Below are 13415 nucleotides of genomic sequence, written 5' to 3' on the forward strand. Positions count from 1 at the left end.
AATAAGGGTATCGCCCCATAGGGCCCCTTCGATAAAACTTCGAGAGGAATGTAACCATATGAACACTGCCGCCCGACGCGCGATTACGCTGGGGGTGGCTGTGCTGGCAGTGGTTGCAGTCATTCTGGCCATGGTGCTGGCCCCGCGGTTCTTCACCGGTGAACCCGAAGCCTTCTACACGCCGGCCAGTGCCCACGTTGCTGAAAAAGACCCGGTCGCCGTCGCAGATCTCAACCCGGAAGCCCCGGTGCCGGATACAGCAGCACTGACCGCGCAACTGGATGCGATCCTCGCTGGCACCTCCGATGGCACCAGCTTCACTGCGCAGGTTGTCGACGTAGCCAGCGAAACGGTGCTCTATAACCGCAACGCCGACACCAGCGGCACCCCGGCCTCCAGCCTGAAGGTGGTGACCGCGCTGGCCGCCCTGGAAACCCTGGGCGGAGATAGCCAGCTGTCCACCTCGGTGCTGCTTGATGGAAACACCCTGATCCTGCGCGGCGGGGGAGACGTGCTGCTGGGCGACGGAAAATCAGACCCCGAACATCCCAAGGGCTACGCGGGACTGGCCACCCTGGCCGAGCAAACGGCCAAGGAACTCGAATCCCGCGGGGTTGGCGAAGTCTCGCTGTGGCTTGACGATTCGCTATTTGGCGACGCGCACAATAATGCCGCCTGGGACAAGTCGCTGTTCACCTCCAATAACATCGGCGAGGTGTACCCGATAGCGCACTATGCCGGGCGCGCCGGTCAAAGCACCGATACCGCCTACCAATCCGACGCCGCCGAACAAGTCCGCAAGGTTTTCGCCAGGGAGCTCGGCGCCTCGGTGAAGGTCAATGAGGGCGGACGCGGATCCCATGAGGGCGGGGAGCAGATCGCCGAGGTGAAATCCGCCCCGCTGCGCCAGATCATCAAGCACATGCTGCTGGTCTCCGACAACTACATTGCCGAAACCATGGGGCGGCTGGTGGCCATCAAGCGGGGCATGGCCCCGGAGCAGGCCGGAGCAGCGGTAGCGGCGGTGGCCAGCGAACACGGCGCCGAGGGGGCGGATCTGGCCGATACCAGCGGCCTGGCCGCGCAGGACAAGATCTCGCCCGCCGCGCTGACCGCAGTGCTGCGCGCGGCGGCCACCAGCCCCAAGCCTGAATTGCGCGAACTGGTGTATTCGCTGCCGGTGGCCGGCTACAACGGGACGCTCATGAAGCGCCTGGGCCAGCCGTCCACCCTGGGACTGGTGCGCGCCAAAACCGGATCCCTGACCGGGGTAGCCACATTGACCGGCATGACCATCACCCAGGACGGGCGGTTGCTAGCCTTCTCGATTTTTGCCCACCAGCCGGGCGGAGCACTCGCGCCGCATAAGCCGATTATCGACTCTGCAGTGACCGCCATCCGCGGATGCGGCTGCCAGAGCTAAAAGGAGCAGGAGCAGCAGATGAACCAGGTTGTCGATTGGAAATTGGCGGCCAATGCCGCCAGGACGCTGATGCCTGCAGGGCCAAAAATCATCAAGAAGGATGCCGCGCGCATTGTCGAAGAATTGCGCATCGCCGCCGGTGAAGGGCTAGCCGAGGCCGAGAAGATCTCCAAGCTTCTCTCCACCGCGCCCTCGCAGACCCTGGTGGTGGACCGCGCCGGCTGGGCCAAGGCGGTCAGCCAGAACTTTGCGGCCATGCTGCCCGAGCAGGCCAACGTTCCCGCCATGGTTCCGGCGGTGGCCGGGGCCGAGCTCGGCGCGGTGCTCTCCGTGCTGGGCACCCGGGTGCTGGGCCAATTCGATCCCTTTGTCGGGCCCCGGCTGCTGCTCAACGCCCCGACCATCACCCAGATCCGCGGCGAACTGAACCTGAACGCCAGGGATTTCTATCTGTGGATTGCCACCCATGAACAGACCCACCGGCTGCAGTTCGAGCATGCGCCCTGGATCCCCGAGGTCATGAAGTCCATCCTCGCCGAAGCTTTCGGCCCGCTGGAGGATGAAGGGTCGATGAACCAGCTCGGCGAGCGGCTGAAGTCCATGAAGTCGGAGGTCGGCGAGTTGACCAGCATCATGTCCGTGCTGGAGGGCCATGCCATGGTGGTCATGAACGACGTCACCAGCATTGGCAGCATCAAGACCATTCGACGGCGCTTTGAGGCGCGCGGCGAAAACCGTTCAGTGCTGGCGACCCTGCTGGGCAAGCTGCTGGGCCTTGATGCCAAGGCGCTGCAGTACAAGCGCGGAGCCAAGTTCGTGCGCCACGTGGTGGACGAGATCGGCTATGAAGGCTTCAACCAGGTTTTCAGCTCCCGGGAACTGTTCCCCAGCGCCGAAGAACTCGATCACCCAGAACGCTGGCTGGCCCGCACCCGATGAGCCACGCTTTGCACGCAGCGCGCGCCGCGATTGCCCGGGCCACCTCGCCGGGACTGGCGCTGATCGGGGTCTCCGGCGGTGCCGACTCCCTGGCCCTGGCCATTGCCGCCGCCACCCTGCCCGGGGCCTTCGGCGCGGTGATTGTGGACCACGGCCTGCAGCCGGACAGCGCACAGGTCGCCGCGCAGGCTGCCGGGCAATGCCGCGAGCTGGGCCTGGATCCGGTGCTGGTCTGCCCGGTGAGCACCGCCGGCGATGAAGCCTCGGCCCGCGCCGCACGCTACGGGCAATTCGAGCAGGCGCTGGCCAGCACCGGCGCCCGGCAGCTCTTGCTCGCGCACACCCGCGATGATCAGGCCGAGCAGGTGCTGCTCGGGCTGGTGCGCGGTTCAGGCACCAGGTCCCTGGCCGGAATCCCGGCCGAACGCGGCCCCTACCGCCGGCCCCTGCTTGAGCTGACCCGGAAGCAGACCGAAGAGATCTGCCGCGAGGCGGGCATCGAATACTGGGAGGACCCGAGCAATTCGGACACGGGCTACCGGCGGAACCTGATCCGGCATGCCACGCTGCCGTTGCTGCGCGAACAGCTCGGCGAGCATCTGCCCGAAGCCCTGGCCCGCACCGCCGCACTGGCTGCCGCCGACGCCGACGCCCTGGACCTGTGGGCACAGCAGGCCAAGGAACAGCACGGGCTTCAGCTGCGCGCGCTGTCCGGGCTCCCGCAGGCCGTGGCCTCGCGGGTAGTGCGGCTCGGCGCCCTCGAAGCCGGCGCAAAAAATCTGGGCCATGAGCGAACACAGGCGCTGTGCGCGCTGGCCGGAATCGGCGGGCCCAAGTCCAAATCCGCTGGTCCGGTGCAGCTGGATGGAAAAATCAGCGCCTTCCGGCGAGGTCCGGTGATCGTTTTCACGAGCACCGGCTCAACAACACTTCGCTAAATGTGGCACTCTAGGTAAGTACCACACCTCTAGAATCAGGAGAACCCTCGTGGATTCCACTGCAGTCAAAGCCGATCTGGCGCATGTTCTGTACACCAAGGAAGAAATCCAGGCTCGCGTGGCGGAACTCGCCGCGCAGATCGACAAGGACTACGAGGGCCGCGACATTCTCGTTGTGGGTGTGCTCAAGGGTGCCGTGATGATCATGGCCGATCTGGTCCGCGCACTGAATTCGCACCTGACCATGGACTGGATGGCAGTCTCCTCCTACGGCTCGGGTACCCAGTCCTCCGGCGTGGTGCGCATCCTCAAGGACCTGGATTCTGATCTGATGGGCAAGCACGTGCTGATCGTCGAGGACATCATCGACTCCGGCTTGACCCTGTCCTGGCTGAAGTCCAATCTGGAATCCCGCGGCCCGGCCTCGGTGGAAATCTGCACCCTGCTGCGCAAGCCGGAGGCCGCCAAGGTCGAGATCGACGTCAAGTATGTCGGCATGGACATCCCGAACGAATTTGTCGTGGGCTACGGCCTGGACTATGCGGAAAAGTACCGCAACCTCGATTGCGTGGGCACTTTGGCTCCGCACATCTACCAGTAGGGAACTTTTTTCGCCACGAGGGCGTTGAGAAGTATCGAAGGTGGCGTGACCCGGACGCCAGAGCAGTGCGTGAGGGGGATGCGTGAGGCGCGGGGCCTTGCGGATCAATGAAAACAAAGAAGCTTTTTAATAGCTGGATCATTTGGGTCCTGGTTGGCGTTATCGCCGTAGTGCTGTTCTTGCCGATGGTTTTCGGCAATAGCTCTGCGAAGGTGGACACCTCGGTGGGCCTGCAGCAGCTGGCCGGTGGCAATGTCACCGAAGCCAAGATGTTCGACGGGGACCAGCGGGTCGATTTGAAGCTGCGCGATGCGCTGAAGGTTGATGGCGTGGACAAGGGCAACACGGTGAGCTTCTACTACTCCACCGCGCGCGCCGAACAGGTGGTCAACGCGATCAACAAGGCCGAACCGGGCAAGTTCACCGATCAGCCGGTCCAGAGCAACTGGCTGCTCTCGATGCTGGGCGTGATCATCCCGTTCCTGCTGATCGCCGGAATCTTCTGGTTCATCCTCGCCCGCTCCCAGGGCGGCGGCTCCAAGGTCATGCAGTTCGGCAAGTCCAAGGCGAAGCTGATCACCAAGGACATGCCGCAGGTGACCTTCAAGGACGTCGCCGGCGCCGACGAGGCCGTGGAGGAGCTCCACGAAATCAAGGAGTTCCTGCAGGAACCTGCCAAGTTCCAGGCCGTGGGCGCGAAGATCCCCAAGGGCGTGCTGCTCTACGGCCCTCCGGGCACCGGCAAGACCCTGCTGGCCAAGGCCGTCGCCGGCGAGGCCCAGGTGCCGTTCTACTCGATTTCCGGCTCTGACTTCGTCGAAATGTTTGTCGGCGTGGGCGCCAGCCGCGTCCGCGACCTGTTCGAACAGGCCAAGAACAACTCCCCGGCAATCATCTTCGTTGACGAGATCGACGCCGTCGGACGCCATCGCGGCGCCGGCATCGGCGGCGGCAACGACGAGCGCGAGCAGACCCTGAACCAGCTGCTGGTGGAAATGGACGGATTCGACGCCACCACCAACGTCATCCTGATCGCCGCCACCAACCGCCCGGACGTGCTGGACCCGGCGCTGCTGCGCCCGGGCCGCTTCGACCGCCAGATCCCGGTGGAGGCACCGGATCTGAAGGGCCGCGAGCAGATCCTGCAGGTCCACGTCAAGGGCAAGCCGATGGATGCCACCGTGGATTTGAACGCCGTGGCCAAGAAGACCCCGGGCTACACCGGCGCCGATTTGGCCAACGTGCTCAACGAAGCCGCGCTGCTCACCGCCCGCTCCAACGCGAACCTGATCGACGACCGCGCGCTGGACGAGGCCATCGACCGCGTGATGGCCGGCCCGCAGAAGCGCACCCGGCTGATGGACGAGCACGAGCGCAAGGTCACCGCCTACCACGAGGGCGGCCACGCCCTGGTGGCCGCGGCCATGAACCAGACCGCTCCGGTCACCAAGATCACCATCCTGCCGCGCGGCCGCGCCCTGGGCTACACCATGGTGGTGCCCGAGTCGGACAAGTACTCGGTGACCCGCAACGAGCTGCTGGACCAAATGGCCTACGCCATGGGCGGGCGCGTGGCCGAGGAGATCGTCTTCCACGATCCATCCACCGGCGCATCCAACGACATCGAGAAGGCCACCTCCACGGCCCGCAAGATGGTCACCGAATACGGCATGAGCGAAAAGGTCGGCGCGGTGCGCCTGGCCGGCTCGGCCGCGGACCAGCAGATGGGCGGAGCCCAGCGCGAATTCTCCGAGGAGATGGCGCACCTGGTGGACCAGGAAGTGCGCGAGCTGATCGAGCAGGCGCATAACGACGCCTACCAGGCGCTCACGGCCAACCGCCATGTGCTCGACCGCCTGGCGCTGGCCCTGCTGGAGCGCGAGACGCTGAACCAGAAGGAAATCGCCGAGATCTTCTCCGACCTGCAAAAGCGCGAGGTGCGCGATGTGTGGCTGAGCAATGAGGGGCGTCCGGTCCACTCAGAAGGCCCGGTATTAAGCCCCAAGGAGCGCGCAGCTTCCTCGACCGACTAGGATCGAAGCGTGAGTGAACTAGAACAGATCGATCAGCCGCGGATCGCGGCAGCCGTCCGCGAGATCCTGGAAGCCATTGGCGAAGATCCCGATCGCGACGGCCTGGCAGAGACCCCCAAGCGGGTGGCCAAGGCCTACGCGGAATTCTTCGCCGGCTTGCACCAGAACGCGGCAGAGCACCTGTCGACCACTTTCGACATCGAGCATGACGAGATGGTCCTGGTCAAGGACATCCCGTTCTACTCGACCTGCGAGCACCACCTGGTGCCCTTCTACGGATCGGCGCATATCGGCTACATCCCAGGCAAGGGCGGCAAGGTCACCGGGCTGTCCAAGCTGGCCCGGCTGGTCGAGGTCTACGCCCGCCGCCCGCAGGTCCAGGAGCGCCTGACCACGCAGATCGTCGATTCGCTGGTGGAGCACCTGAACCCGGCCGGCGCGATCGTCGTCGTCGAATGCGAGCACATGTGCATGTCCATGCGCGGGGTGCAAAAGCCCGGAGCGAAGACCGTGACCAGTGCGGTGCGCGGCCAGCTGCGGGAAACCGCCACCCGCGCCGAAGCCATGAGCCTGATCCTCGGAAAGTAGGAACCCCATGTCGCTAGGCGCCATCCCGGGCACCGGCCCGAATACCAGCCCCCTGCCCGTGATCCGCAAGTCCAAGGTCAAGACCCTGGCAGACCTGCCCACCGGCCGCACCCTGGTCATGGGCATCCTGAACGTCACCGAGGACTCCTTCTCCGATGGCGGACAGTACCTGTCCGCCGACGCGGCGATCGACCGCGGGCTCAAGCTGCTGTACTCCGGCGCCGACATCATCGACGTGGGCGGCGAATCCACCCGCCCGGGCGCCAAGGATATTGATCCTGCCCTGGAGCAATCGCGCATCATCCCGGTCATCGAAACCCTGGTGAAGGCCGGAGCGATCGTCTCGGTGGACACCATGCACGTATCTACCGCCCGCGCAGCCATCAACGCCGGCGCGCACATCATCAACGACGTCTCCGGGCTGACCTACGAAGCCGGCATGCCCGAGCTGATCGCCGAGACCGGCGTGCCCTACGTGCTGATGCACCGCCGCGGCACCGCGCAGTCCATGGTGGCCGAAGCGAACTACGAGAATGTGGTCGCCGAAGTCATCGGCGAACTGCGCACCCTGCGCGATGAATTCGTGGCCAAGGGCGTGGCCCCGGAACAGATCATCATCGATCCGGGACTGGGCTTTGCCAAGGACGCCGAACACAACTGGGCGCTGCTGGGCCGCCTGGATGCCCTCGAGGAGCTGGGCCACCGGGTGCTGATCGGCACCAGCCGCAAGCGCTTCCTCGGCGAGCTGCTGGCCGAGTCCGGCACCAGCCGGGCCCCGCTGCAGCGCGATGCCGCCACCGCGGCCACCACCGCGCTGGCCGCCAGGGACCAGGCCTGGGCCGTGCGCGTGCATGACGTAGTGGGCAGCCGCGACGCCATTGAAGTCGTGAAGGCCTATGGATCGCATTAGCATCTACGGGATTTCTGCCACCGGCTACCATGGGGTTTTCGACCATGAAAAGCGCGACGGCCAGAAGTTCATCATTGACGTGGTGCTGCACGTGGACATCACCCGCGCAGCCGCCAGCGACAACGTGGCGGACACCGTGCACTACGGCGAAGTCAGCGAGCTGGTGGTCGAGCAGATCCAGGCCGGGCCCTGGGACCTGATCGAGAAGCTGGGCAGCGAAATCGCCGAGGCGATCCTCGCGGCCTACCCCGGCGTGCAACAAATCGATGTGGTGGTGCACAAGCCGCAGGCCCCGATCCCGGTGCCCTTCAGCGATGTCACCATCTCGCTGACCCGACGCCAAAAGCAGCACACCGCGATCATTGCCCTGGGCGCCAACCTCGGCGACCCGCAGGCCACCTTGGCCCAGGCGGTGAAGGATCTGGGCGAAGAACTGGAAATCCTCAAGGCCTCGCCGCTGGCCATCACCAAGCCGGTGGGCGGCCCGCCGGACCAGCCGGACTACACCAACCAGGTCATCGAAGTGCGCACCCGGCGTTCGGCCCATGAGCTGCTGGACTTGTGCCAGCGCATCGAAGCCAAGCACCACCGGACCCGCGAAGTGCGCTGGGAAGCCCGCACCCTGGACCTGGATTTGATCGCCTACGACCAGCTGCGCCTGGAAGATGAGCGCCTGACCCTGCCGCACCCGCGGGCAGCCATCCGCGGATTCGTGCTGGCCCCATGGAGCTGGATGGACCCCGACGCGGTCCTTGACGGCCAGCTGGTCTCCCGCCTGGCCGCCAGCGCCGCCGATACCAAGGACATCATCCGGCTATGACCAAGCTGAAGCTGCGCTGGGTGCTGTGGTGCGCGGTGATCGGGGCCTTCGCCGGCTGGATCGCGCTGCGCGTGCTCACCGCCGCCGGCCGCTACGCCCCGGTGCTGGACTACTCGGCCCTGTACTCGCTGGGCGCGGTCTGCGCGGTGATCCTGTTCCTGGGGATCAGGGTCAAGCGCTCCTCGATGGGCAAATCCCACTTCGAGCCGATCGCTGCGGCCCGCACCCTGGTGCTGGCCCAGGCCTCGGCCTACGCCGGCGCGGTCATCACCGGCTGGCACGTGCCGGCCATCATCACCCTGTGGCTGGCCAGTGGCCAGAGCCCCACGCTGACCCGCGCACTGGTGCTGGCCGGTGCCGGGGTGCTGATGGTGATCGTCGGCTATATTGTCCAGCATCTGTGCAAGCTACCTCCGGAGGATACCGATGGCACCAACGATTCCGTGGTCACCGAATAGCTTCACCCCCGCCGACCCCGCCTACTTCAAGGTCAAGCTCACCACCTGGGCGGTGGCCTGGGGGCTGATCCTGCTGGCCTGCCTCATCCCGGGCGTGCTTCTGGCCACCGGCGTGAAGGTGGCCCTGTGGCTGGCCATCATGCCAGTGGCCCTGGTGCTGGTGATTGCGCTGCTGATCCTGCGCATCCTGCGCCGCCAGGTCCAGGCCCTGGGCTACCTGGAACGCGAGGAGGACTTCGTGGTCCGCTCCGGGGTGATGTGGCGCAAGCAGCTGGTCATCCCCTACGGGCGCATGCAATATGTCGAGGTCAACAGCGGCCCGGTGGAACGCCGCTATGGATTGTGCCAATTGACGCTGAATACCGCAGGAGCCGGGGCCACCGCGCACGTCTACGGATTGCCCGAGGCCCAGGGCCAAGCGCTGCGCGAGCGTCTTGTGGCCGCCGGCGAAGAGAAAATGCTGTGAGGCAGGACGAGGAATGGCAGCGGGTGCATCCGGCCAGCCCCTTCGTGCGCGGCTGGCTGGCCATTGTGGGCCTGCTATACATCTACTGGCAGAACACCGATGAGCTCTCCCTGGCCGAGCGCTTTGCCGGGGACCGGCTGATCTGGACGGTCGCCCTGGCTGGCTTGGCGCTGCTGGTGGTGCTCGTGTTCTACTTCCTGTCCTGGTACTTCACCCGCTACAAGCTCACCTCTTCGCATGTCTACGTGAACTCGGGGACGATCTTCCGCAGCCAGAAGCAGGCTCGCATCGACAAGGTGCAGGGCATCGACATCGCCCAGCCGCTGCTCGCCCGGCTCCTTGGCCTGGCCGAGCTGCGCTTCGACGTGGCCGACGCCTCCGAATCGGTGCTGCGCCTGGCCTTCCTGACCAAGGCCGACGCCCATGCGCTGCGCCAGCTGATCTTGCAGCGGGCCGCCGGACAGCCCGCCAGCGAACCGGCCGCCACCGCGGGCGAAGCCGCGCCCCCGGCAGCGCCGCTGATGGCCAAGGTTCCAGGCACCCGGCTGCTGGCCTCGCTGTTCCTCCAGTTGCCGGTCGTGATCGGCACCCTGGCCTGCGTGGCCATCGTGATCCTGTGGCTCAGCGGCGTCCAGGGCATCATCGCCGCCGTCCTGCCGATCCTGCTCAGCTTCGGCGGCTGGTTCTACAAGCAGCTGAACCAGGGCTGGAACTACACCGCCAGCGCCTCGGACACCGGCATGCGCATCAGCTACGGACTGGCTGACACCCGCCAGCACTCCATCCCCACCGGACGGGTGCAGGCCATCTCGGTCACCGCACCGCTGTTGTGGCGGCTACTGGGCTGGTACAAGGTGGAAGTGAACGTGCTGGGCACCAAAAGCGATGACCTGGATAACCTGCAGGTGCTGCCGGTCGGGGATTTTGAATCGGTGGCCCGCATCATGGGCATCCTGCTGCCCGATCTGGGGATCAGCAACCAGCGCGAGGTCCTGTCCACCGCGGTGAGCACCGGGTACGAGCACGGATTCATCGGGTCCCCGCCCCGGGCCAGGGCGCTTTCCCCGGGAGCGTGGAAGCACCAGGGCTTTTTGGCCACCGGCACCACTGTGATTTCCCGCTACGGGTGGCTGGCCCGCACCGCCAGCTTTGTCCTGCATGCCCGGGTCCAGGGAACGGAGTTCCGGCAGGGGCCATGGGAACAGAAGCGCAAGCTGGCCGGGGTCCGGCTGTATTGCGCTGGCGGAAATATCATCGGCTACCTGCATCAGGTTGATGCGCAGGTTGCAGCGGAATTTACCCTGGCCCAAGCAGCACGCCAGGTTGAGAGGTAGAAGTGGACGCACCACGATTGGGAATCGGCATCATCTCCGCCGGCAAGGTCGGCACCGTGCTTGGCGCCGCGCTGGCAGCCAGCGGGCACCGGATTACCGGCATCCACGCGGTCTCCGAGGCCTCCCGGGTTCGCGCCGACGCGCTGCTGCCCGGCGTTGAGCTGCTGGATCCGGCAGAAATCCTGCGCCGCAGCGAACTGGTGCTTTTTGCGGTGCCGGATGATGTGCTCGGCGATCTGGTCGCCGGGCTCGCCGCGGCCGGCCACATCCAGTCCGGGCAGCTGATCGCCCATACCGCCGGGCGCTACGGCACCTCCATATTGCAGCCGGCCCTGGACGCCGGGGCTTTTGGCCTGGCGATCCACCCGGCGATGACCTTCACCGGCATGAGCATGGACCTGGCGCGGCTCACCGACTGCGTTTTCGCGGTCACCGCCGATGAGATCATGCTGCCGGTGGCCCAGGCGCTGGTGGTGGAAATGCGCGCCGAACCGGTGGTGATCGCCGAGGCCGACCGGGCCAGCTATCACGCGGCCCTGGCCCACGCGGCCAACCACCTGAACACCATCACCGCGCAGTCCGCGGACATCCTGCGCCGCATCGGCGTTGAGGATCCGGCCAATACCTTGCGCGCGCTGATGGGTGCCAGCCTGGATAACGCCCTGCGTTCCGGGGCCGGGGCGCTGACCGGCCCGGTGGCCCGGGGAGATATCGGCACCGTGGCCGCACACCTCCAGGCCCTGGCCAGCGATCCGGCCGAGACCAATAATTCCTACCGCAGCCTCTCGCGTGCCACCGCCCTGCGCGCGGGATCACGCGGGCTGATCTCGCAGGGCACGCTCGAAGAACTGCTGCGAGTTCTAGAATAGAAGGGTGAAAACCCCCAAGATCTGTAAAACCCGTGCCGAGCTGAAGGCTGCCATTGCCCAAGCCAACCCGGGATCATTGGGCTTTGTGCCCACCATGGGAGCCCTGCACGCCGGCCACGCATCCCTCTTCAGCGCCGCCCGTGAAGAGAACGAACTGGTTGTCATCTCGATCTTTGTCAACGAGCTGCAGTTCAACGATGCCACCGACTACGCCCGCTACCCGCGCCAGCTTGAAGCGGATGCGCAGCTGGCCGGCGCAGCGGGGGTCGACATTATTTTTGCTCCCGAGGCCAGCGAGGTCTACCACGCCGGCCTGCCGCTGATCCAGCTGAACTCCGGAACCATGGGCGAGCTGTATGAAGGCGCTTCCCGGCCCGGCCATTTTGATGGCATGCTGGCCGTTGTCTCCAAGCTCCTGCACCTGGCCGACCCGCGCCAAGGCGAGTACCGCGCGTACTTCGGGCAAAAGGATGCCCAGCAGGTAGTGCTGATCCGCCGCATGGTGGCGGACCTGGACTACCCGGTGCAGCTTCGCCTGGTGCCGATCGTGCGCAGCGAAAAGGGCCTGGCCCTCTCCAGCCGCAATGCGCTGCTCAGCGAAGAAGAGAAGGAAGCGGCCCTGGTATTGCACCGGGCGATCAAGCTCATCGCCGATCGGGCCGCCCGCCATGAGCCATTGGATATCGAGGACGCCATCGGCTTGTTCCAGATGGAACCGCTGGTTGAACTGGACTACTTCGTGGTGGTTGACCCGAACACCCTCCAGGAGCTGGCCTTCAACTGCCAGGACACCCCTTTCACCGGCGAGGGCCTCATCCTGGTGGCGGCCACAGTCGGCAAGGTGCGGCTGATCGACAACCAGCCGCTCTAGTCCCAGGCCCTAGGCGAAACGGCGAGCCGTGTCGTTCAAGATCTGCCGGAAGCCCGCCAGCTCGGCCATGACTTCGCCTGCGGTTTGCGCCGTCTGCACAAACTGCACCGCCTGGCCGGCATAAACCGGGGCCATATCTGGCTGCGCATCCGCGCGGGCCTGCACCATCTGATCACGCAGTGCGCCGCTCGCTTCCCATGAGGACAGGTCCTCATGGCTGTCGCTGAACTGGTTGCGCAGGGCGCGGCCGCCGAACTCGGCGGGCCATGGAAGTTGCTGGGCGATATCAAAGGCACGGGTATAGGTGGTGTCGTCCATGCCGGCCTGGCGTACGGCAGCCTTGAAACTCTCATGTCCCAGCGACTCTGCTGCGGAGAGGAAGCGGGTGCCGACCCAGGCAGCCTGGGCCCCGGCGGCAAGCACCGCAGCGACCCCGCGGGCGGTGCCAACGCCACCCGCGGCCACTACCGGCTTCAGCTGTTGCGCAGTGGCTAGCTGCAGGAGAGGCAGCGTGCCGGATTCATTGCGCCCATGCCCGCCGCCTTCGCCGCCGCGAGCAATGATGATGTCGATGTCATCTTCCATGGCCCGATCCAGCTCTGCTGCGTTGCCTACCTGCATAGCGGTGAGCACCCCCGCCTCGTGAGCCAACGCTGCACCTCGGGAGACATCACCGAAGCTCAGCGAGACCAGCGATGGGGAGAATTCGAGGAAGCTCTCCAGCGGGGATAGGTCGGTCTCCAAGGACCAGGCCATGAAGCCGACGCCCCAGGGCGAATCCAGAGCGGCAACGTATCCTGCCTGTTCCTCGATCCACTCCTTGATTGGCGATCCGGATACCCCGATCATCCCCACGCCGCCAGTCTGCGAAACGGCAGCGGCCAAGGCGCCCCCTGCTGCTCCTGCCATCGGCGCGTTGAAGATTGGTTCGCGGTAGCCAAGCAGGCGTTGTAGGTCGCTCATGTGCCCAGACTAGAACAGCAAACTTGATGTGACCTAGAACGCGGCCCCTCGATTTGTAACATCGCGGGAACCTCTGTATAGTTTTTATCTGTTGCCGGAACGGAAACAACACGGAATCTACGAGTTGTTTACCCGGTAGCCAATCACTTTTCACCGAAGAGTTTCGACCGGTTTTGACCGGATCACGAAACATGGTAGGCTA

The 13415-nt window shown here is 65.4% G+C and carries 14 protein-coding genes; 13 read left to right on the top strand and 1 reads right to left on the bottom strand.

Going from position 1 to position 13415, the window contains the following annotated elements; all coding sequences use genetic code 11:
* Nucleotides 1-58: 58 nt before the first annotated feature.
* The 13 genes from dacB to panC all read left to right on the top strand — a co-directional run bounded on the left by dacB (nt 59) and on the right by panC (nt 12250).
* On the top strand, nt 59-1423 hold the full coding sequence (dacB, locus tag AC6CHO_RS17070; protein ID WP_498216683.1) for a D-alanyl-D-alanine carboxypeptidase/D-alanyl-D-alanine endopeptidase: 1365 nt from the start codon (nt 59-61) through the stop codon (nt 1421-1423).
* Between the two features lie 18 nt (nt 1424-1441).
* The gene (locus AC6CHO_RS17075) at nt 1442-2362 is read left to right on the top strand and encodes a zinc-dependent metalloprotease (protein WP_498216684.1); all 921 of its coding nucleotides are present in this window, start codon (nt 1442-1444) and stop codon (nt 2360-2362) included.
* Complete coding sequence (tilS, locus tag AC6CHO_RS17080; protein ID WP_498216685.1) at nt 2359-3300, top strand: tRNA lysidine(34) synthetase TilS; 942 nt, start codon at nt 2359-2361, stop codon at nt 3298-3300. Before AC6CHO_RS17075 ends, tilS begins: the two co-directional genes overlap by 4 nt.
* A 49-nt stretch (nt 3301-3349) precedes the next feature.
* Nucleotides 3350-3901: a hypoxanthine phosphoribosyltransferase gene (hpt, locus tag AC6CHO_RS17085; protein ID WP_444661178.1), complete on the top strand. Its 552-nt coding sequence runs from the start codon at nt 3350-3352 to the stop codon at nt 3899-3901.
* A 107-nt stretch (nt 3902-4008) separates the two neighbouring features.
* Nucleotides 4009-5934 carry an ATP-dependent zinc metalloprotease FtsH gene (ftsH, locus tag AC6CHO_RS17090; RefSeq protein WP_498216686.1) on the top strand — a complete coding sequence of 642 codons (1926 nt, stop codon included), beginning with the start codon at nt 4009-4011 and terminating at the stop codon, nt 5932-5934.
* A 9-nt stretch (nt 5935-5943) separates the two neighbouring features.
* Nucleotides 5944-6522: a GTP cyclohydrolase I FolE gene (folE, locus tag AC6CHO_RS17095; protein WP_060700210.1), complete on the top strand. Its 579-nt coding sequence runs from the start codon at nt 5944-5946 to the stop codon at nt 6520-6522.
* A 7-nt stretch (nt 6523-6529) separates the two neighbouring features.
* Nucleotides 6530-7432, top strand: a complete 903-nt coding sequence (folP, locus tag AC6CHO_RS17100; RefSeq protein WP_498216687.1) for a dihydropteroate synthase — start codon at nt 6530-6532, stop codon at nt 7430-7432.
* Nucleotides 7419-8252, top strand: a complete 834-nt coding sequence (folK, locus tag AC6CHO_RS17105) for a 2-amino-4-hydroxy-6-hydroxymethyldihydropteridine diphosphokinase (RefSeq protein WP_498216688.1) — start codon at nt 7419-7421, stop codon at nt 8250-8252. The genes folP and folK overlap by 14 nt, the downstream gene beginning before the upstream one ends.
* Nucleotides 8249-8710, top strand: coding sequence for a DUF3180 domain-containing protein (locus tag AC6CHO_RS17110; protein ID WP_498216689.1), 462 nt, complete (start codon nt 8249-8251; stop codon nt 8708-8710). Before folK ends, AC6CHO_RS17110 begins: the two co-directional genes overlap by 4 nt.
* Nucleotides 8679-9176, top strand: coding sequence for a PH domain-containing protein (locus tag AC6CHO_RS17115; protein ID WP_498216690.1), 498 nt, complete (start codon nt 8679-8681; stop codon nt 9174-9176). The genes AC6CHO_RS17110 and AC6CHO_RS17115 overlap by 32 nt, the downstream gene beginning before the upstream one ends.
* Nucleotides 9173-10510 (top strand): PH domain-containing protein, encoded by a 1338-nt coding sequence (locus tag AC6CHO_RS17120; protein WP_498216691.1) that lies wholly within the window; start codon nt 9173-9175, stop codon nt 10508-10510. The genes AC6CHO_RS17115 and AC6CHO_RS17120 overlap by 4 nt, the downstream gene beginning before the upstream one ends.
* 2 nt (nt 10511-10512) lie before the next feature.
* Nucleotides 10513-11379, top strand: a complete 867-nt coding sequence (locus tag AC6CHO_RS17125; RefSeq protein WP_498216692.1) for a Rossmann-like and DUF2520 domain-containing protein — start codon at nt 10513-10515, stop codon at nt 11377-11379.
* Between the two features lie 4 nt (nt 11380-11383).
* Nucleotides 11384-12250, top strand: coding sequence for a pantoate--beta-alanine ligase (panC, locus tag AC6CHO_RS17130; RefSeq protein WP_498216693.1), 867 nt, complete (start codon nt 11384-11386; stop codon nt 12248-12250).
* A 9-nt stretch (nt 12251-12259) separates the two neighbouring features.
* On the opposite strand, the gene AC6CHO_RS17135 is transcribed toward panC, so the two are convergent.
* A complete protein-coding gene (locus tag AC6CHO_RS17135; RefSeq protein WP_498216694.1) occupies nt 12260-13213 on the bottom strand; it encodes an NAD(P)H-dependent flavin oxidoreductase in 954 nt (317 codons plus the stop codon).
* Nucleotides 13214-13415: the final 202 nt, after the last annotated feature.

This window comes from Glutamicibacter sp. GQ173 (genome assembly GCF_059759215.1).